At 52.3% G+C, this 19,902-nt stretch carries 20 protein-coding genes and 1 other RNA gene; 16 read left to right on the top strand and 5 right to left on the bottom strand.

Going from position 1 to position 19,902, the window contains the following annotated elements; genetic code table 11:
* Positions 1 to 11: 11 nt before the first annotated feature.
* The 7 genes from B9Z32_RS13840 to B9Z32_RS13810 all read left to right on the top strand — a co-directional run bounded on the left by B9Z32_RS13840 (position 12) and on the right by B9Z32_RS13810 (position 5,043).
* Positions 12 to 335, top strand: coding sequence for a hypothetical protein (locus tag B9Z32_RS13840; protein WP_108422018.1), 324 nt, complete (start codon positions 12 to 14; stop codon positions 333 to 335).
* Positions 335 to 1,321 (top strand): succinylglutamate desuccinylase/aspartoacylase family protein, encoded by a 987-nt coding sequence (locus B9Z32_RS13835; RefSeq protein WP_108422017.1) that lies wholly within the window; start codon positions 335 to 337, stop codon positions 1,319 to 1,321. The genes B9Z32_RS13840 and B9Z32_RS13835 overlap by 1 nt, the downstream gene beginning before the upstream one ends.
* Positions 1,322 to 1,355: 34 nt before the next feature.
* Positions 1,356 to 1,744, top strand: a transfer-messenger RNA (tmRNA) gene (gene ssrA, locus B9Z32_RS13830).
* A 342-nt stretch (positions 1,745 to 2,086) separates the two neighbouring features.
* Positions 2,087 to 2,422, top strand: a complete 336-nt coding sequence (locus B9Z32_RS13825; protein ID WP_233248332.1) for a DUF1924 domain-containing protein — start codon at positions 2,087 to 2,089, stop codon at positions 2,420 to 2,422.
* Between the two features lie 7 nt (positions 2,423 to 2,429).
* Positions 2,430 to 2,888: a diheme cytochrome c gene (locus B9Z32_RS13820; protein ID WP_233248331.1), complete on the top strand. Its 459-nt coding sequence runs from the start codon at positions 2,430 to 2,432 to the stop codon at positions 2,886 to 2,888.
* Positions 2,885 to 3,544, top strand: coding sequence for a cytochrome b/b6 domain-containing protein (locus tag B9Z32_RS13815; protein ID WP_108422015.1), 660 nt, complete (start codon positions 2,885 to 2,887; stop codon positions 3,542 to 3,544). The genes B9Z32_RS13820 and B9Z32_RS13815 overlap by 4 nt, the downstream gene beginning before the upstream one ends.
* Positions 3,545 to 3,687: 143 nt before the next feature.
* The gene (locus B9Z32_RS13810) at positions 3,688 to 5,043 is read left to right on the top strand and encodes a Fic family protein (RefSeq protein ID WP_108422082.1); all 1,356 of its coding nucleotides are present in this window, start codon (positions 3,688 to 3,690) and stop codon (positions 5,041 to 5,043) included.
* Here the strand turns inward: B9Z32_RS13810 and B9Z32_RS13805 are convergent.
* Positions 5,040 to 7,235 carry an OsmC domain/YcaO domain-containing protein gene (locus B9Z32_RS13805; protein WP_108422014.1) on the bottom strand — a complete coding sequence of 732 codons (2,196 nt, stop codon included), beginning with the start codon at positions 7,233 to 7,235 and terminating at the stop codon, positions 5,040 to 5,042. The genes B9Z32_RS13810 and B9Z32_RS13805 overlap by 4 nt on opposite strands.
* Positions 7,236 to 7,361: 126 nt before the next feature.
* Here B9Z32_RS13805 and chrA point away from each other — a divergent pair, with 126 nt between their 5' ends.
* The 4 genes from chrA (at position 7,362) to B9Z32_RS13785 (ending at position 10,601) form a co-directional block, all read left to right on the top strand.
* A complete protein-coding gene (gene chrA / locus B9Z32_RS13800; protein WP_108422013.1) occupies positions 7,362 to 8,699 on the top strand; it encodes a chromate efflux transporter in 1,338 nt (445 codons plus the stop codon).
* A gap of 75 nt (positions 8,700 to 8,774) precedes the next feature.
* The gene (locus B9Z32_RS13795) at positions 8,775 to 9,026 is read left to right on the top strand and encodes a type II toxin-antitoxin system Phd/YefM family antitoxin (protein WP_108422012.1); all 252 of its coding nucleotides are present in this window, start codon (positions 8,775 to 8,777) and stop codon (positions 9,024 to 9,026) included.
* The gene (locus B9Z32_RS13790; RefSeq protein WP_108422011.1) at positions 9,023 to 9,436 is read left to right on the top strand and encodes a type II toxin-antitoxin system VapC family toxin; all 414 of its coding nucleotides are present in this window, start codon (positions 9,023 to 9,025) and stop codon (positions 9,434 to 9,436) included. The genes B9Z32_RS13795 and B9Z32_RS13790 overlap by 4 nt, the downstream gene beginning before the upstream one ends.
* A 4-nt stretch (positions 9,437 to 9,440) precedes the next feature.
* Positions 9,441 to 10,601, top strand: coding sequence for a trans-acting enoyl reductase family protein (locus B9Z32_RS13785; protein WP_108422010.1), 1,161 nt, complete (start codon positions 9,441 to 9,443; stop codon positions 10,599 to 10,601).
* A gap of 7 nt (positions 10,602 to 10,608) precedes the next feature.
* Here B9Z32_RS13785 and B9Z32_RS13780 read toward each other — a convergent pair whose 3' ends face one another.
* Entirely contained in the window at positions 10,609 to 11,694 is a 1,086-nt protein-coding gene (locus B9Z32_RS13780; protein ID WP_108422009.1) for a P1 family peptidase, read from the bottom strand.
* Positions 11,695 to 11,777: 83 nt separating this feature from the next.
* Here B9Z32_RS13780 and B9Z32_RS13775 point away from each other — a divergent pair, with 83 nt between their 5' ends.
* From B9Z32_RS13775 to B9Z32_RS13755, 5 genes are all read left to right on the top strand, one after another.
* Positions 11,778 to 12,746 (top strand): ABC transporter permease, encoded by a 969-nt coding sequence (locus tag B9Z32_RS13775; RefSeq protein ID WP_108422008.1) that lies wholly within the window; start codon positions 11,778 to 11,780, stop codon positions 12,744 to 12,746.
* Positions 12,743 to 13,597, top strand: a complete 855-nt coding sequence (locus B9Z32_RS13770; protein ID WP_108422007.1) for an ABC transporter permease — start codon at positions 12,743 to 12,745, stop codon at positions 13,595 to 13,597. Before B9Z32_RS13775 ends, B9Z32_RS13770 begins: the two co-directional genes overlap by 4 nt.
* A gap of 16 nt (positions 13,598 to 13,613) precedes the next feature.
* Positions 13,614 to 14,678, top strand: coding sequence for an ABC transporter ATP-binding protein (locus B9Z32_RS13765; RefSeq protein ID WP_108422006.1), 1,065 nt, complete (start codon positions 13,614 to 13,616; stop codon positions 14,676 to 14,678).
* Positions 14,675 to 15,496, top strand: a complete 822-nt coding sequence (locus B9Z32_RS13760) for an ATP-binding cassette domain-containing protein (RefSeq protein ID WP_108422005.1) — start codon at positions 14,675 to 14,677, stop codon at positions 15,494 to 15,496. The genes B9Z32_RS13765 and B9Z32_RS13760 overlap by 4 nt, the downstream gene beginning before the upstream one ends.
* Positions 15,497 to 15,559: 63 nt before the next feature.
* A complete protein-coding gene (locus B9Z32_RS13755; protein ID WP_108422081.1) occupies positions 15,560 to 17,080 on the top strand; it encodes an ABC transporter substrate-binding protein in 1,521 nt (506 codons plus the stop codon).
* Between the two features lie 26 nt (positions 17,081 to 17,106).
* Here B9Z32_RS13755 and B9Z32_RS13750 read toward each other — a convergent pair whose 3' ends face one another.
* From B9Z32_RS13750 to B9Z32_RS13740, 3 genes are read right to left on the bottom strand one after another with little or no spacing between them, the layout of a single operon-like run.
* Positions 17,107 to 18,003, bottom strand: a complete 897-nt coding sequence (locus B9Z32_RS13750) for an oxaloacetate decarboxylase (RefSeq protein ID WP_108422004.1) — start codon at positions 18,001 to 18,003, stop codon at positions 17,107 to 17,109.
* A gap of 13 nt (positions 18,004 to 18,016) precedes the next feature.
* Positions 18,017 to 18,526, bottom strand: coding sequence for a 3-isopropylmalate dehydratase (locus B9Z32_RS13745; RefSeq protein WP_108422003.1), 510 nt, complete (start codon positions 18,524 to 18,526; stop codon positions 18,017 to 18,019).
* Positions 18,523 to 19,836, bottom strand: coding sequence for a 3-isopropylmalate dehydratase large subunit (locus B9Z32_RS13740; protein WP_108422002.1), 1,314 nt, complete (start codon positions 19,834 to 19,836; stop codon positions 18,523 to 18,525). The genes B9Z32_RS13745 and B9Z32_RS13740 overlap by 4 nt, the downstream gene beginning before the upstream one ends.
* Positions 19,837 to 19,902: the final 66 nt, after the last annotated feature.

Raw genomic sequence — 19,902 nt, 5'->3', positions numbered from 1 at the left:
ATAATTCAACCATGTCAGACCACGACAATGGTTTTGTTCAGGTACACATCATCGCATTTTCAACCATGTTTCAAGGTTTTTTCATGACTCTTCGTTTGGCGGTACTCATTGCTTTCTTAGGCAGCTGGGTCATGGCCGGCAGCGCCTGGGCCTACAAAGTCGAAAAAATTTGTGAAAACATTCCTGCCACGTCCAAAGAGCCTGCTTACAAAAAGTGCCGAGTGGTCAAAGTGCAAGACGGCGCTGCGGCCGCAAAAGCTGATGGCAAGGGTGACGGTAAGGGAGATGCAAAGGCTGATGGCAAGAGTGCCCCCAAAGCAGACGCTAAAAAATAATGACAACAAAACAAACAATAACGCCTTTCCAAGTTGAACTCACCGCACCCGACATCAGTGCCTATCGAGCCAGCAATGTAGGCATTGACTATGTCACGCGTTACGACTCAGGCAAACCTGGCCCGCACGTGATTGTGCAAGCCTTAACGCATGGCAATGAATTGAGTGGCGCCATTACGCTGGACTATTTGTTCAATCAAAACTTTCAACCCACCTGTGGTGTTGTGTCTTTCATCTTTGCCAACGTAGCGGCCTATCAAATGTGGGATCCGGCCAACCCCGATGGCAACCGCTATGTAGAAGAAGACTTCAACCGCGTTTGGTCTGATGAAGTCTTAAAAGGCCCCCGCGACAGCGTAGAGTTGCGCCGCGCGCGCGAATTGGTGGCCTACATCGACACCGCCGACTACTTGCTCGATTTGCATTCCATGAGCGCGCCCAGCGCGCCTCTCATGGTGTGCGGTGTGCGCCCCAAAGGCGGGCAAAAATCTATCAACTTATCGGCCAAAATTGGCTTGCCCGAATGGCTGATGGTAGACACAGGCCATGCCAATGGTTTGCGCATGATTGAGCGCGGGGCTTTTGGCGACCCCAACAAACACAACACTGCTATCTTGCTTGAAGCGGGTCAGCATTGGGAGAAGGCCTGCGAGCAAATTGCGCGCGAAACCACCTTGCAATTTTTGAAAGTCACTGGCGTTGCCACAGCAGAATGGGGCGATTCACGTTGCAGTTTGCCAGCGCTTGAACAGAAGGTGGTGCAAGTGACTGAAGGCTATGCAGCCAAATCACTCGACTTTCAGTGGCTCGACATTTACAACGGCTTGGAAGTGATTGAAAAAGCAGGCACGGCCTTGGCAGAAGATGCGGGCCACACACTGCGATCGCCCTATGACAACGCGGTGTTGATCATGCCTACGCGCAGCCAGCGCTTTACGGTGGGCAGCACCATGGTGAGGTTTGGGCGGGTGGAAAGTATCGCTTGAGCAATTGACAGAACAGGCCTAAAATACAAAGCTTGGGGCTGCACTGGTTTCGACATGGGTTCGGACGCGTGGCAGGGCATGTCGAGGTTCTGATCCTCGTAAAACAGCAGAAAAAAAACTAACTGCAAACGACGAACGTTTCGCACTCGCCGCTTAATCCGGTGAGCCTTGCAACAGTTGGCCGATAGGCTGGGCAAGGGGGCAATAGGCGTTAAAACCTAAAGCTTCCAGGCTGCAAGGGAAAACATATGGGCTGGCGTCACATCGGGCATCTTGATGTGGCGCGAGAAAATAGGATGCTGGTTGAATCAATAGCGTGTCGCTGCGCGATTGGTTTGACGAGACTCAAATCAGACGACTACACATGTAGAACTGTACGAAAATGGCTTGTGGACGCGGGTTCAATTCCCGCCAGCTCCACCAGATGCAAAAACAAAAGCCGCTAGGTGTCTTCACTTAGCGGCTTTTTTCCATCTTGGCCAGTTCAAACAGCGGCAGAAAAGCTTTCACCAGCTTGATAAGGTAGTCGTGGCACCAAGCTCATCAAGACATAGCCTTTTTTCACCAAGCATTCTTTGAATGACAAGCCCCGATTGGAAGAGGTTTATCTCACGCAGCTAATCAATATCTGAATAAATTGATCTAGCGCAAATTCGCAAAAATTTAACGCGAGACACTCTAGAAATCGCCACAAAGTGCTGGCTTCTTTTTTAGATCATGACCCCACAATCGTTTTTGGTTTTTGCATTCCTGTTAGCAGCCAACATGTCGTTTGCTGCAAGCCCGCAAGATTTACTCACGGCCTACGAAGCAAAGTCAGCCAAAGCTGTACCTGCTCGCGGCGAGAAATTCTTCAATGCCAAGCATGGCAAAGAATGGAGCTGTGCCTCCTGCCACGATTCGCTGCCCAATCACGAGACCAAGCACATCGTCACAGGCAAGGTCATTCAAGCGCTCTCACCTAGCCGCAATTCAGCAAGATTTTCTGACCCAGCCAAAGTAGAAAAGTGGTTCAAACGAAACTGCAACGATGTATTGGGGCGTGAATGCGAAGCACAAGAAAAAGCGGATGTGCTTTCTTGGTTAATGACAGTCAAATGAGCGCTGCATGAAAAAATACCTTTTTCTTTCTATGGCTGTGTTAATGGCCATGCCAGCTTTCGCAGACAAGGCGCCCATGCCAACCGATGCGCCCAAGTCTTATGAGGCCGAATGCGCCGGCTGCCACATGGCCTATCCGCCCGGTTTGCTGAGTCAAAAGAACTGGCAAAACATCATGAGCGGGCTCAGCAAACACTTTGGCACCGATGCAAGTCTCGATGTCAAAACACAAACCGAAATCACCAATTGGCTGGTTAAAAATGCAGCATCCAAGTACAAATATTCAGCCTTGGCGCCAGACAACCGAATCAGCAAAAGCACTTGGTTTATCAAAGAGCACGATGAAGTAAGGGCTGAGGTTTGGAAAAGACCTAGCGTCAAGAGCGCGGCCAACTGCACGGCCTGTCACAAAGATGCTGCAAGAGGCGGCTTTAGTGCAAACAATGTTCAGGTACCAGCCAAATGAGAGTGACAACACACAAACAAGACGTCTTGGTTTGGGATATGCCGGTCAGAGTTTTTCATTGGCTCTTGGTCATCTCTTTTGCCGGGGCATGGCTTACCGCTGAAAGTGAAGCGCAACAAATGCTTCACTACGCATTTGGGTACTCTGCTTGCGCCTTGGTTTTATTCAGACTTGTTTGGGGCGTGATGGGCACTCGGTATGCTCGATTTACCCAATTCATCAAAGGCCCCAACAACACTTGGCATCACATCAAGTTGCTTTTAACTAGCAAGGGCTCGCTTCGTTTTGGCAGCAACTTGGGCCACAACCCAGCGGGTGCTTTGGCCATGATCTCGCTCATGGTCTTGGTGATGCTCATCGGCATTTCAGGCTATTGGATTGTGAAAGATTTCTATGGCGATTTCATGAGTGAGGCGCATGAAACCATCGCCAACATCACCTTGGGCGTGGTGATCATTCACGTGCTTGCAGCGGTCATCATGAGTTTCATGCAAAAAGAGAATTTGGTGAAGGCCATGGTCACTGGCAAAAAACAAGGGACACCGTCGCAAGCCATTCGGGGGCCTTTGAATTTGGTGGGCATTTTGTTGATATTGGCTTGGGCTTATTTGATGTTTCTCTTTTACACCGGCGCGATGGCATCGCTTACTCAATGAATTAATTGGTTTGCGTTATCTTATTTTGAATATTTAAGTGTTTATTTAAAATTAATCGCGCCAAAATTTAAAGAAAAACTAGCTACATTCCTCAAACTGCGCCAAAATTGCGCCAATTGAAACTCAAACTGCGCCAAACTATCTTGTCATCTACCGTTGACCTTCTCAATAGCATTCGGGCTCACAAAACTGGTTTAACGCTGGCCGAACTACTTTCTCAACGTCCAGATTTAGCAAGGCGAACGGCGCAGCGTTTGATTGCCAAGCTGATAGAAAGCGGGAAGTTAGAAGCTGTGGGGCAAGGGCGAGCCCGCCGATATTTTTCTGTTGACAACTCCCCAGATAAGGTCACGTCTACCACCCAAGCAGATGTTTTTCCAAGCTTTATTCCTCTTTCTGCTGACAGTCAGGACATTCTCCGTTACATCAATCAGCCATTACAAGCACGCAAGCCGGTGGGTTACCAGCTTGAATTTCTGGAAGCCTACCGCCCGAACAAGACTTGGTACTTGCCTGAACCGCTTCGACGTCAACTGCACAAGATGGGCAAAACAACAGACGTTGATGCGCCAGCAGGCACCTTCAGCCGCGCCATTTTGAATCGCTTGTTGATCGACCTGTCGTGGGCATCAAGCCACCTAGAGGGCAACACTTACTCTAGGTTAGACACACGTGAACTGATTGAGCACGGCAAAGCTGCACGAGGCAAAGCGGCCATTGAAACTCAGATGATTTTGAATCACCGAACTGCTATTGAGTTGTTGGTCGCAAACATAGACAGTGCAGAATTCAATCGCTACACCTTGATGAATTTACACAGTGCCCTTGCAGAAAACCTGTTGCCCAATCCGGCTGATGAGGGCCGCATTCGTCGGCATGCTGTTGATATCGGAAAAAGTGTTTACCGCCCGCTTTCTGCGCCACAGCAAATTGAAGACGCTCTGACTTCTCTGCTCAGCAAGGCCACCGACATTCGAGATCCTTTCGAGCAGTCCTTCTTCATGATGGTGCACCTGCCCTACTTGCAACCCTTTGCCGATGTCAATAAACGGACCTCACGCTTGGCCGCAAATTTGCCGCTGTTTCGCGCCAATCTATGCCCCCTGACCTTTCTTGACGTACCGGAGCAGGCTTACAGCAGCGCCACTCTGGGCGTTTACGAAATGGCCAGAGTAGAGTTGCTGCGTGACCTTTATCTCTGGGCCTACGAACGCTCAACGCAGGAGTATCAGGCCATCAAACAAGACTTGGCTGAACCCGACCCGCTTCGTTTGGCTTGGCGTGAGTTTATCAAGCAGGCCATTCGGGAAGTCGTCATGCATCCGGAAATTGACCCACTCTCGATCATCCAGAAATCGGTAGCAAAGCAAATTCCGCAGCACGAGCAAATGGATGTCAAGGCATTGCTTGTGGAAGAACTGCGGCGCTTGCATGAAGGTGTTCTTGCGCGCTATGGTTTGCGGCCGTCAGAGTTTGCGGCATGGGTTGCTAGGCATTAACGATTTGCATGTGCCCGAGCAACATGCAACTTCTTGAGGCTGTCAATCAATCGGTGATGCCTGTCTAATCCTTCTAGCTTGATGCTGGTGGTTGTGAGTCCAAAGAATCGCACACTGCCTTCCACAGAGCCCAACACGGCATCCATGCGCGCACTGCCAAACATGCGGCGGAAGTTGTGCTCATAGTTGGCCATCTCTAACTCAGGATCCAAGGCTACTTCTAGCGCCACATTCAGCGCTTGATAAAACAACTTGCGCTCTACCGTGTTGTCGTTGTATTGCAAAAAGGCACCCACCAAATCTTGCGCTGCGTCTAATTGCCTCAAGGCCAGGTTGATGAGCAGCTTTAACTCCAACACTGTTAGCTGCCCCCACTCGGTGTTCTCATCAAACTCAATGCCAATGAGGGTGGCAATGTCGGCGTATTCGTCTAGCTCGTTGTTTTCCAAACGGTCTAGCAGTGCAGTCAATTGCTTGTCGCTTAAGCGATGCAAGTTGAGGACATCTTCTCTGAACAGCAAAGCCTTGTTGGTGTTGTCCCAAATTAAATCTTCTACTGGGTAAATTTCGGAATAGCCAGGCACCAAAATTCGGCACGCTATAGCACCCAGTTGGTCGTGTACGGTGGTGTACACCTCTTTGCCCATGTCTTTCAAAATGCCAAACAGCTTAGCGGCCTCGTCTGCGTTGGCAGTTGCGCCTTGGCCCGCAAAGTTCCATTCCACAAAGTCGAAATCGGCTTTGGCACTAAAGAAGCGCCAAGACACAATGCCGCTCGAGTCTATGAAGTGTTCTACAAAGTTGTAGGGCTCGGTAACTGCATGGCTTTCGAAGGTGGGCGATGGCAAATCATTCAGGCCTTCAAAGCTTCTGCCTTGCAGGAGCTCGGTTAGGCTGCGTTCTAGTGCCACCTCCAAGCTAGGGTGTGCGCCAAAGGAGGCAAACACACCGCCAGTTTTGGGGTTCATCAAGGTGACGCACATCACGGGATATTTTCCGCCCAGAGATGCGTCTTTGACCAGCACCGGAAAGCCTTGCGCTTCAAGGCCTTCAATACCCGCCATGATGCTGGGGTACTTGGCCAGCACATTGGCAGGCACATCGGGCAAACAAATTTCGCCTTCTAGAATTTCTTTTTTAACGGCACGCTCAAAAATTTCGGACAAGCATTGCACCTGCGCTTCGGCCAAAGTGTTGCCAGCGCTCATGCCATTGCTGACGAATAAGTTTTCAACCAAGTTGGTGGGGAAGTACACCACTTGCTGGTCTGATTGCCTTACGAAGGGCAATGAGCAAATGCCACGCACCACATTGCCCGAATTGGTGTCAATCAAATGCGAGCCTTTTAACTCGCCATCGGGGTTGTAGATTTTTAAGCAGTAGGCGTCCAGAATTTCTTTGGGCAGCGCATCCTTCTTACCAGGCTTGAACCATTTCTCATTCGGGTAATGCACAAACTCGGCATTGGCCAAGTCTTCGCCCCAATAGGCACCCGCATAAAAGTGATTGTTGTTCAGACGCTCAATGTATTCACCCAAAGCAGAAGCCAGTGCACTTTCTTTGGTAGCGCCTTTGCCATTGGTAAAGCACATGGGCGAATGTGCGTCTCGAATGTGCAATGACCACACATTGGGAATGATGTTGCGCCACGAGGCAATTTCAATCTTGATGCCCAAGCCGGCCAAGATGCCTGACATATTGGCAATGGTTTGCTCAAGGGGTAAATCTTTGCCCAAAATGAAGGTGCTGCTGTCTGCGTTGGGTTGAAGACTTAGCAAGGCTTGTGCATCGGCATCGAGGTTGGCTACTTCTTCAATGACAAACTCAGGACCCTCTTGCACCACCTTCTTCACAGTGCAGCGTTCAATAGAGTTCAAAATGCCGCGGCGGTCTACTTCTGAAATATCGGGTGGCAACTGCACCTGAATTTTGAAAATCTGAGCGTAGCGGTTTTCAGGATCAACAATGTTGTTTTGTGAAAGGCGAATGTGTTCGGTGGAAATGTTGCGAGTGTCGCAGTACAGCTTCACAAAGTAGGCGGCACACAAGGCAGACGATGCGAGAAAATAGTCAAAAGGCCCAGGTGCAGAGCCATCGCCCTTGTAGCGAATAGGCTGGTCGGCAATGACCGTGAAGTCGTCAAACTTGGCTTCAAGGCGAAGTTTGTCGAGAAAATTGACTTTGATTTCCATGGTTTTTATTCAATCACTGTTTGCCCAACGATAATGCAAATTCATCTGAAATTTGCGATCTCATTGGTTTACTGCTTTAAAACTTAAACAACAACTGCAAATGTATAGAGCTATTTCCTCACCAATATGAATGTTTCGCTGAAATCAGAATCTGTGAGTTTCTGGCAAGCCTTCATGTTTTGGCTCAAGCTGGGCTTCGTCAGTTTTGGCGGCCCGGCAGGTCAGATTGCCCTCATGCATGAAGAGCTCGTAGTACGCAGAAAGTGGTTGTCTGAAAAACGTTTTCTACACGCACTCAATTACTGCATGCTGCTGCCTGGGCCTGAGGCACAGCAACTGGCCACCTACATCGGTTGGTTGATGCACAAGACCCGGGGTGGCATTGCTGCTGGCGTTTTGTTTGTATTGCCTTCGCTGTTCTTGTTGATAGGCTTGTCGTGGCTTTATATTGCTTATGGACAAGTCACTTGGGTGGCTGGCTTGTTTTACGGTATCAAGCCCGCGGTAGCAGCCATCGTTCTCCAAGCGGCATACCGAATTGGCTCTCGCGTTCTTCAAAACAATTTGCTCTGGGCCATTGCCGCTGCCAGCTTTGTGGCCATCTTTGCCTTGAATGTGCCCTTTCCCCTCATCGTCTTGGCTGCTGCACTCATTGGTTTTGTGGGCGGCCGCTTATCTGCCAATTCATTTCAGGTAGGTGGCGGTCATGGTGCAGCATCGCAGTCTTCAGGTTCTGCAATCATTGACGATGACACACCCGCACCTTCACATGCCATTTTTACTTGGAAGCGTTTGTGGCAGGTGTTGTTGGCAGCTGCCGTGTTGTGGCTGGTGCCAATGGGCGTTTTAGTGTTGCAATTTGGCTGGGATCACACCTTCACGCAAATGAGTTGGTTCTTCACCAAAGCCGCGCTTCTCACTTTTGGCGGCGCCTATGCTGTTTTGCCATATGTGTTTCAAGCTGCGGTAGAACAGTTTGGCTGGGTCACAGTCACCCAAATGATGGATGGCTTGGCCTTGGGAGAAACCACACCCGGCCCTCTCATCATGGTGGTGGCCTTTGTGGGTTTTGTGGGTGCTTATGCACAAGCCCTGCTAGGACCCGACAGCTTGTTTCTAGCGGGTGCATTTGCAGCCACGCTGGTCACATGGTTCACGTTTTTGCCTTCGTTCGTATTCATTTTGGCGGGCGGCCCCTTTGTAGAGAGCACCCACAATGATTTGAAATTCACAGCCCCCCTAACGGCCATCACAGCGGCGGTGGTAGGGGTCATTTTGAATTTAGCCTTGTTCTTTGGCTATCACACAATGTGGCCGCAGGGCTTTGACGCACCCTTCGATACAAGCGCTGCACTGATTGCCATCGCAGCAGCTGTTGCCCTGCTCAAACTCAAGCTCAATGTGATGCAGGTCATTGGGGCTAGCGGATTGCTTGGCATTGGCTTGCAATATGCAATCAAATAAGCCTTGCCTATTTACACAATGCGCCAATTCCTGTAAATTCTGACCAATATAGTCAGAATTTTCTGAGGAGCATATATGCAGATGTGGCAAATGCAAGAAGCCAAAGCTCGGTTGTCCGAGGTCATTAAATGCGCAGAGACCTTAGGCCCACAAAACATCACGGTGCATGGTCAACCCGTAGCCGTTGTGGTGTCTCAAGCCATGTTTGAAAAGTTAACTGGTAACCAGCAATCATTGGTCAGTTTTATGCGTGCATCGCCTATGTACGCCATGGAAGATGTGCCGCTAGAAAGAGACAAAAGTCCAACTCGCAAGGTGTCGCTTTGAGCTACCTCATTGACACCAATGTTTTGTCAGAAATACGGCGAAAAACGCCAGACGCCAATGTTGTGAAATGGGTCAACAGCAGGCCACCTACCTCACTTTATCTGAGTGTGCTAACTTTGGGTGAGTTGCGCAAAGGCATCGACAGTTTGGCTGATTCAAAACGCAGACTGAAGTTAGTGGACTGGCTTGAAACTGAACTTCCTTTGTTTTTTGCTGGGCGCATACTGGCTATCGACGAAGGCGTTGCCGATGAATGGGGCAAGTTACTGGCGAAGGCTGGCCGAACAGTGCCTGCCATTGACAGTCTGCTCGGCGCAACAGCTTCACACCACGGATTGACCATGGTGACACGCAACAGCAAAGATTTTGAAAACTTAGGACTAGATGTCCTCAACCCTTGGAAAGATTGAAATAATGACCAAAGAATTTGACATCGTGGTGCATGGCGCCACTGGCTTCACTGGCCGCCTCATTGCAGAGTATTTACTCACCCGCGCAGACACCGGTCTCACTTGGGCCATGGGAGGTCGAAGCTTAGACAAACTACAAGCTGTCCGAGACGAAATTGGTGCACCTGCTACCACCCCCTTGGTAGTGATTGAAAGCAGCGACGAAGCTTCTTTGAAATCGCTCATGTCCAAAACCCACTTGGTCATTTCAGCGGTGGGCCCTTACCAGCTGTATGGCAATGAACTCATCAAAGCCTGTGCTGAATCGGGCGTCGATTATGTCGACTTGTGCGGCGAGCCCGCATGGATGCGCCACATGATTGACCAACACCAGGCTGCTGCACAAAAAAGTGGTGCACGCTTGGTCTTCTCTTGCGGCTTTGACTCCAGCCCTTTCGACTTGGGCGTGTTGATGGCGCAAAACGAAATGACCCAACGTTTTGGCAAACCTGCACAGCGCGTGCGAGGCCGCGTTCGCAAAATGAAGGGCACATTTTCGGGTGGCACAGCAGCCAGCTTCAAAGCCACCATGGCAGCAGCAGCCACTCAGCCAGGCGTTATTGACTTGCTCAAAAACCCCTTCTCACTCACACCCGGCTTTGAAGGCCCGCGCCAACCCACTGGCCACAAACCGATGGTGGATGAAGTGATGGGCGTGTGGGTTGCCCCCTTCATCATGGCCACCATCAATACGCGCAACGTTCACCGCTCCAACTTCTTGTTGAACCATGTGTGGGGCGCTGATTTTGTGTACGACGAAATGATGGTCACTGGTGCTGGCGAAAAAGGCGAAGCCATTGCCAACGCCATTGCCCAAGACAAGAGCATGAGCGAAGACAAGCTCAAACCCGGCGAAGGCCCTTCCAAAGCCGAGCGCGAAGCCGGTCATTACGACGTTTTGTTCATTGCCACCAACGAGCAAGGCCAATCTGTTCAGGTGGGTGTCAAAGGCGACCGCGATCCAGGTTATGGCAGCACGTCAAAGATGATTGCCGAAGCAGCCATCTGCCTGTTGAAAGATGCCACTGCAACCAAGGGTGGATTTTGGACACCGGCTTCAGCCATGGGCACAGCGCTCATTGCGCGCCTGCAGTCGCATGCTGGCTTAACTTTCACGGTGGAATAAAACCCGTTCAACCTGAAGGGCTGAGTTCCATTGCCGATGGCAAATAGCCCTTCAAACTGTGCACGCCATTGGCAAACAAAATGGCGTTCACCGTGGCCTGTGCAGTGGCCTCTGCAGCCATTACGGTAAGGAGCAACATGTCGGGTGCGCTGCTTTCAGCGCAGGTGGCCATGGCAAACAAGGTATCGCCATCCAAGGTGGTGTGTGCAGGTCGAATGCTTCGGGCAAAGCCATCGTGCGCACTCATGGCCAAGCGCTTGGCCTGCGCTTTGTTCAGGGTGGCATTGGTGGCCACCACCCCAATGGAGGTGTTGGTGCCGGCCAAGGGACTGGCAGAACTTTGACCCGCCAACAAGGCTTGCTGCGAATTGAGCAGGCGTGTGCCGTCGGCCGTGCGGGCACCTGCCAACACCTGGCCTGTGGCTGGATCGATCACATCGCCCACCGCATTGCACGCCACCATGGCACCGACTTGCCATGGGCCTACTTTCACCAAAGCATGGCCCACACCGCCTTTCATGGCACGGTTTAAACCAAACAATTTACCCACCACCGCACCGGCGCCAGCGCCGACATTGCCAGACATGGGTGGCACCACCGAACGCAGGGTGCTGGCAGACATAGGCTTTTGATACAGCGCATCGTCGCAAGCTGCATAGCCGGCAGCGGCGTCGGGCCTGATTTTGGGGTTGTCGCCATCACGCACCAAAGGCAAATCAAACAGCACCGCGGCCGGCACGATGGGCACACAACCATGGCCAGTTTGAAATCCTAAGTTGCGTTCGTCTAACCAACGCATGACACCACTGGCGGCGTCTAGGCCAAAGGCACTGCCACCCGACAACAACACGGCATGCACTTTGTCGACCAGATTGGTAGGGTCGAGTAAATCGGTTTCGCGGGTGCCCGGGGCAGCACCGCGCACGTCGACACCGCCCACAGCGCCTTGGGGCGCCAACACCACCGAGCACCCCGTTAAGCGTTGGGCCGAGGTAAAGTGGCCCACGTGCAAGCCTGCTATGTCGGCAATGCTGCCGTAGTGCGGATTGGCTCTTTCGCTCAAACGGGTGTTTACAATCTTCTGAGATGTCATATACAAGCCTTTTATCAATGCCCCCGCCCTATCTTGCCAGCACGGCCGATGGGACGCCAGCCCTGAAGACGCAAGGATAACGCGTGTCTTCGTTTGTGCTCCAACGTTTCTTAAGCTTTTTCGCTACTTTGGCGGTCACGTCCATGGTGGTGTTTGGCGTGCTTGAATGGTTGCCGGGCAATGCCGCTCAAGTTATTTTGGGCGAAACCGCAACCCCCGAATCGTTGGCCGCCATGGAAGAAAAATTGGGCCTCAACCAGCCCGCGCTATCGCGTTATGCGGCGTGGGTGGGCGGTTTGCTTCAAGGCCAATCGGGCATCAGTATTTCCTACGACACGCCCACTGCGGTGCTCATGATGGAGCGCATGCACGTCACCTTGCCTTTGGCCATCATGGCCATGGGCATCACTATCTTGGTGGCCTTGTGTCTGGGCTTGTATGCCGCCTCCAAACAAAATACGGCTGGCGATGTAGGGGTCATGACACTCAGCCAATTGGGTTTGGCCGTACCCAATTTTTGGTTGGCTATTTTGTTGATCTTGCTTTTTGCCGTTCACCTGCAATGGGTGAGTGCAGGCGGTTTTCCTGGCTGGTCTGTAGACGATGGAGGTGGCTTTTGGGCCGGCATTGCCGCCTTGATTTTGCCGGCCATGGCCTTGGCAGCGGTGCAAACGGCCATCCTCACACGCGTCACACGCTCGGCGGTCATTGAATCGATGTCGGAAGATTATGTGCGCACTGCGCGCGCCAAGGGCTTGTCTAAGCAACAAGTGCTTTGGAAACACGTGCTGCGCAACGCCATGATTCCGGTGGTCACGGTTATGGGTTTGCAGTTTGGCAACCTCATCACCAGTGCCATAGTGATTGAAAACGTGTTTGTGCTTCCCGGTATTGGCCGTCTTATTTTTCAGGCCATTGCCAACCGCGATTTGATTGTGGTGCGCGACGTGGTCATGCTGCTTTCTGCCATGGTCATTTTGATCAACTTCTTCATTGATGTGCTTTACGCCCTGATAGACCCGCGCTTAAAAACAGGGGCAGCAGCCTTATGAGTTCAGCGCCATCTTTCTCAGGCCGTGTGCAGCAAGCTTTCAAGCACCGCAGTTTTGCCGCGGGTGCTGTCATCGTCACTTTGCTGGTCTTCAGCGCAGCCTTGTCTTTGTTTTGGACGCCCTACCCCGTGGCTGACATTGACATTCCCAACAAATTGGCAACTGCCAGTGCCCAGCATTGGTTTGGCACTGACAGCCTAGGGCGCGACATTGCGTCCCTGTTGTTGGTGGGCAGTCAAAACTCTTTGCTGGTTGGTTTCATTGCTGTGGGCATTGGCTTGGGGTTTGGAGTTCCGCTGGGTCTTTTGGCATCGGCCCAAAGAGGTTGGGTGGAAGAGGTGGTTATGCGCATTGCCGACTTCACCTTTGCTTTCCCAGCGTTGCTCTCGGCTATTTTGCTCACTGCCATTTATGGTCCGGGTTTGGTGGTCAGCATCACCGCCATTGGTATTTTCAACATCCCTGTGTTTGCACGCATCACGCGGGGCGCTGCCAATGCCATTTGGTCGCGCGACTTCACCTTGGCAGCCAAGGCCGCCGGTAAAACCAAATGGGCCATTACTTGGGGGCATGTGTTGCCCAACGTGGCCAGTGTGCTCATTGTTCAAGCCACCGTGCAATTTGCCATTGCCATCTTGGCCGAAGCCGCTTTGTCTTACTTGGGGCTGGGCACCCAACCCCCCAACCCCAGTTGGGGCCGCATGCTCAATGAAGCGCAATCACAAATGTTTCAAGCACCCATGTTGGCGGTGTACCCGGGCATGGCCATTGCTCTGGCGGTGCTGGGTCTTAACTTGATGGGCGATGGACTGCGTGACCTGCTCGACCCTCGTTTGTCGAGAACTCGATAAGCGGCCAAGCTTGAACATGTCTACCCACCACGCATCCCCTTTGTTGTCTGTGCGCAATTTGCGCGTTGCCTTGCAAACTTCGCACGGCCAACTCGAAGCTTTGCGTGGGGTCGATTTTGAAATGCAACGTGGCGAAACATTGGGCTTGATTGGCGAAAGCGGTTGCGGCAAATCACTCACAGCCTTGGCCATCATGGGCTTGCTGCCCGATCACGCTTCCGTTTCAGGCTCGATTGCCTTGCATGGCACTGAGCTCACTCAAATGAGCGAAGACACCCTGTGCACTTTGCGCGGTGCGCGCATGGCCATGATTTTTCAAGAGCCCATGACAGCGCTCAATCCTTTGCATCCTATTTGGAAACAAATTGCCGAGCCGCTCCAATTGCATCAGGGCATGGACTTGGTCTCTGCCAAAGCACGAGCGCTTGAATTGTTAGACCGCGTTCAATTGCCAAGAGCGCGTGAACGCTTAAACAACTATCCTCACCAACTCTCAGGAGGGCAGCGCCAGCGCGTCATGATTTCAATGGCCTTGGCCTGCCAACCCGATATTTTGATTGCCGACGAACCCACTACGGCTCTGGATGTGACGGTGCAAAAAGAAGTGCTGGCCTTGATTCGCCAATTGGTGGCCGAAGATGGCATGGGCCTGCTTTTGATCAGCCACAACTTGGGCCTCATGCACGATCAAGTTGAGCGCGTCATGGTGATGTATGGCGGTGCTGTGGTTGAAAGTGCGTCCACCAAAGACCTTTTTGAAAGGCGCCTACACCCTTACACCCAAGGACTGTTTGCAGCCCGACCCCAACTCGGTTTGAAACGAGGCACTCGATTGCAAACCATTGCTGGCAATGTGCCAGAAATTTTCAACTGGCCAAAAGGCTGCGCATTTGCCGATCGCTGCGCTTATGTCAAAGACAGTTGCAAAGAAGGCTTGCCGCCCATTGAACTTGTGCAGCAAATAGTGCACGTCAACGAAAGCAAAGACAAGGACGGGGGCGAAGAGACTGACAAGCCAAGGCATCTTGCCGAGCATTGGGTGCGCTGTCCTGAATGGCAAAAATTGGAGGCTGCAGCATGATCAGCTCCCCAGATATTTTGCTGGACGTGCAACATCTGAGCCAGCAATATGCTTTGCCAAAGGCCTCCTTGTTTGCCAAGGCAGGGCACATTCAAGCCCTGAATGATGTCAGTTTTCAATTGGCTGCTGGCAAAAGCATGGGCGTTGTGGGCGAGTCGGGTTCGGGCAAGTCGACCTTGGCCCGCTTGGTCATGGCCCTTGAAAAACCCACGCAAGGCAAGGTGATGTTCAAAGGGCAAGATTTGAACGCATTGCCGCAAGATGCATTGCGCCGCGCTCGCAGCGATTTTCAAATGGTTTTTCAAGATCCCTATGGTTCACTCGACCCACGGCAAAAAGTTTTGCGCATTGTCTCAGAGCCCCTAAGCAGCACCTTGAACAACCCTTCAGGGCAAGCTTTAAGCCCACAAGATTTAAAAGACCGCGCCGCCCAAGCCCTCACAGAAGTTGGTCTGCGGGCCTCAGACCTCGACAAATACCCCCACGAATTTTCGGGGGGACAACGCCAGCGCATTGCCATTGCCAGAGCACTGATCACCCGCCCCTCGCTGATTGTGGCCGACGAGCCTGTGAGCGCCTTGGATGTGTCGGTTCAGGCGCAAGTCCTCAATCTCATGATGGACTTGCAAGAGCGTTATGGCTTGAGCTACTTGTTTGTCAGCCATGATCTTGCCGTGGTCAACCTGATGTGCGACGATGTGCTCGTTTTACAGCACGGGCAATTGGTGGAAGCAGGCTCAGCCGAGGATATTTTTCTACGCCCACAACACCCCTACACCCAAGAATTACTATCCGCCAATACAGGCCTTTCGCATTGATAGACAATGCTTCAGTTCTTGCATTTCAAGATGAAGTCTAATTTTTTGATCAAGGAGTTTTTCATGACGCAGTTACCACGTTCAACACGTCGCCAACTGGGCCAATTTGGTTTTGCTCTGGTGGCTGTGGCCAGCATGGTGCTTGTCAACCCTGGCGCACATGCACTGTCCAAGAAAGAAAGTGTGGTGGTGGGCATGATTTTGGAGCCTACCAGCCTTGATCCCACCACGGCACCTGCCGCGGCCATTGGTGAAGTGGTTCACTACAACATCTTAGAAGGCCTCACCAAAATCAATGTCGATGGCTCAGTCACGCCTTTGCTGGCTGAAAGCTGGACCATGGACGCTGACGGCAAAGCCTTTACCTTCAAACTGCGTAAAGGCGTGAAGTTTCAAGACGGTGCTGCTTTCGATGCGGCTGCTGTGAAGTTCAGCTTTGAGCGTGCCAAGGCCGAGAAAAGCACCAACAAAGCCAAAGGCGCGGTGTTCAACAACATCAGCCACATCTCTACGCCCGACGCCCACACAGTGGTCTTGGTTTTGACCAACCCCGATGGCAATTTCTTGTTCCGCATGGGCGAGAACACCGCGGTTATTTTGCACCCCAGCTCTGCCGATTCTGCGGCCACCAAGCCCATCGGCACTGGCCCTTACAAATTAGAAAACTGGGCCAAGGGCACAGCCGTCACGCTCACCAAATGGGACGGCTACCGCGATGCAGCCAATGTGAAGTTGAAGAAGGTGACCTTCCGTTTCATCAACGATTCATCGGCACAAGTGGCGGCACTTTTGGCAGGCGATATCGATGGCATGCCACGCTTTCAGTCTCCCCAAAGTTTGAAACAATTTCAAGCAGACAAGCGCTTCATGGTTGAAATGGGCAGCACAGCCGGCAAAGGCATCATGACCATCAACAACAAAAGAAAGCCCTTTGACGATGTGCGCGTGCGCCGCGCTTTGTCTCATGCCATTGACAAAAAGGCTTTCATTGATGGCGTGTTCGAAGGATTGGCCAAGCCCATTGGCAGCCACATGGCCCCCACCGATGCAGGCTATGTAGACCTTACAGGTCAATATGCTTTTGACCCCGAAAAAGCCAAGGCATTGCTCAAAGAGGCGGGCGTGCAAACGCCCTTGAATGTGACGCTCACCTTGCCACCCCCACCCTATGCGCGCAAAGGCGGCGAAATTTTGGCTGCGCAGTTGGCCAAAGTGGGCATTGTTGCAAAAATTGAAAACGTCGAATGGGCTCAATGGCTGAGCGGTACCTTCAAAGGCAACTTTGACCTCACCGTCATCAACCACGTGGAGCCACTCGACTACATGGCCTACGCCAACCCCAATTACTACTGGGGCTACGACAGCAAAGCCTTCCGCGACTTGGCGGCCAAGCATTCAGCCACAACAGGTGCCAAAGACCGCACCAAGCTATTTGGTGACATGCAGCGCATGATTGCCAACGATGCAGTCAATGTGTTTTTGTTCAACGCCACCAACACCGCGGTTTACAAAAAGGGTTTGAAGGGCTTGTGGTCCAGCTCACCCATTTTTGCCAACGACATGGCGGCGGTGTCCTGGAATTAAGCACAAGCACCCCAATAAGGCGATGCCTATTGGCCCTCGTAATGCTTTCCGAGGGCCAATAACTCGGGTGTCCCAATCAATTGGTTCAGCTCATCAAAGTTGAGCATTTGATCGCGCCAAGGGTTGGTGGTTTGGTGGGTTTTTAAACTGCCATAGTAAGCTTGCAGCGAGCGGGCAACAGCGCGTGCTGTACCCCCTGGAAAAATCACAATTTTGAAACCGCGATCACCCAATTCGGAAGCACTCTGAATGGGCGTTTGACCGCCCTCCACCATGTTGGCCAACAAAGGAATGCGGTGTGCAAACTGATCGCAAGCTTGTTGCATATGTTCAGGCGTGCGCAATGCCTCAATGAACAAAGCATCTACGCCACATGCCAAGTAAGCCTCTGCGCGCTCTAAGGCCGACTGAATGCCCTCCACAGCCAATGCATCGGTCCGCGCCAAGATCAATGTGTTGCGATTGTGCCGAGCATCCAATGCCGCTTTCAATTTGCCTTGCATCTCTGCCACAGGCACCACCCCTTTGCCATCCAAATGACCACAGCGTTTGGGAAAAGTTTGGTCTTCAATTTGAATCATGGCCGCGCCTGCACGCTCAAAATCGCGCACGGTGCGCTGCGTGTTGAGTGCGTTGCCAAAGCCGGTGTCGGCATCCACAATAATGGGCAGCGCCACGCGGTCGGTGATGTTTGACAAAGTTTGCGCCACTTCTGTGGCTGTGGTCAGGCCAATGTCAGAGCGTCCCAAGCGGGTGTAAGCAATGGATGCACCCGACAAATACAAAGCCTCAAAACCAGCCTGCTCGGCAATCAAGGCACTGAGCGCATCGTAGACACCTGGGGCCAACAAAGCTTTGGGTTGTTGTAACCGATGGCGCAAAGGAGATGTGCCGGAATTTTCATCGTTCAAATTGGATTTCATCGGGTTTATTCCATTAATTTTTGAGCAACTGCATGCGCAGTTTGAGGACATTCACCAAGCCCCCGGCACTCACCATGTCCATTAAAAAAGAGGGCACTGAATGACACGTGAGGATTTGACCTTGAGCCGTTTTCACTTCAGGCTGGGCTTTCAAATCGAGCTGTACGAGCTCGTTTTCTTGTAGCCTTTCAGCTTCGGGGCAGGTGAGCAACAACAAACCCAAGTTGAAAGCATTTCTAAAAAAGAGTCCGCTATAGGACGGCGCAATGACAGCGGCAATGCCCAGTTGTTTGAGTGCGCCCGCAGCTTGCTCGCGCGACGATCCAATGCCAAAGTTGGGGCCTGCTACCAACACATCGCCAGGTTTCACAGCCGACGCAAAATCTGGGCGGTGAACTTCCAAACAGTGCGCTGCAATGACCTCAATGTCATGCTTCATGTAGGCGCCTGGCGCCAATGCATCGGTATCGATGTTGGCCCCCACACGCCATACTTTGTGAAATTCTCTGCCGCCTTGCGTCATGCCAACACCTCACGCACGTCGGCAATATGGCCCTGCAGGGCAGACGCCGCCACAGTAGCGGGCGATGCCAAATACACCTGCACGCTGGCGGGCCCCATGCGGCCTTGAAAGTTTCTGGCCGTGCTTGAAATGACCGTGGCACCTTCTTCAAAAGTACCGCCATAACCAGCACACGCACCACAGGCATTGGGCAATACGCGGGCACCGGCATCCGTCAATATTTGCATCACACCTTCGCGCTGTGCCTGCGCCTGATCTCTTGCACTTGCTGGTGCAATCATGAGTTGCACGCCGGCGGCCACTTTGCGGCCTTTCAAAACTTCGGCAGCAGCCCGCAAATCAACCAACTTGGCACCTGTGCAGGCGCCGATGTAAGCCACACTGGGCTTAATGTGCGCAAACTCACTCACAGCTTTGGTGTTCTCGGGGCTGTGCGGCGCTGCCACCTGCGGGCTCAACTGGGAGGCTTCGAAATCAAAGCGTTGAAAGTCGGCTGTTTCATCGGTTTCGAAATAATCACACTGCTCTATGTCAGCCTGCGAAACACCCACCGATTTCAAATAGTCGCGGGTGATGCTGTCGGCAGCAATCAAGCCCACCTGAGCGCCCATCTCTGCGCTCATGTTGGACAGCGTCATGCGCTCTTGCATGCCAAGGCCGCGAACTGTGTCACCTGCAAATTCAAGGGCTTGGTAATTGCCGCCGTTCATGCCAAATTTGCCAATCATGTGCAGCATCATGTCTTTGGCGCAAACGCCTTTTTGCAGTGCGCCGTGCCACACCATTCTGAGCGTTTGCGGCACTTGCACCCAAATTTCGCCAGTGGCCACCACGCCCAGCATTTCAGTGGCGCCAATGCCAAACATGTAGGTGCCAAATGCACCGCCAGTGGGTGAGTGAGAGTCGCCCCCCACACAAAAATGACCAGGCTTGAGGTGGCCGCGCTCTGGCAAGACCACGTGGCAAATGCCCTCCGAATCGATCACATGCGGCAGCTGCCATTCTTTGGCCACGTCTCGGGTAATGCGAATGATTTTTTCGGAATCTGAATCTTTGGCAGGCACATAGTGATCGAGCACCAAGACCACTTTGTTGCGATCCCAAATTTGAGCGCCAATGTCTGCCAGCATGGGCTTTAATCGACGCGGCCCAGAGGAGTCGTGAAACATGGCCAAGTCGACTTGGCAGGTAAGCACATCTCCCACATTGACGTGGGACTGAGCTGCCGCGCGTGCAATCAGTTTTTGCGCCAAGGTAGCGCCTGAAGCTGGCGCGCTGCGAGCAAGCGGTGATTCAATTTGTTTTCTCATATCAGCACTAACTCACCCAGCAATCCAGAATCAAATTGACCCTCCAGCAATTCTAGATGCTTTGTC

This window comes from Limnohabitans sp. MMS-10A-178, assembly GCF_003063375.1.
GTDB lineage: Bacteria > Pseudomonadota > Gammaproteobacteria > Burkholderiales > Burkholderiaceae_C > Limnohabitans_A.
Note: the sequence above shows the minus strand (reverse complement) of the source record. Positions and strands in the feature narration are given on the sequence as shown.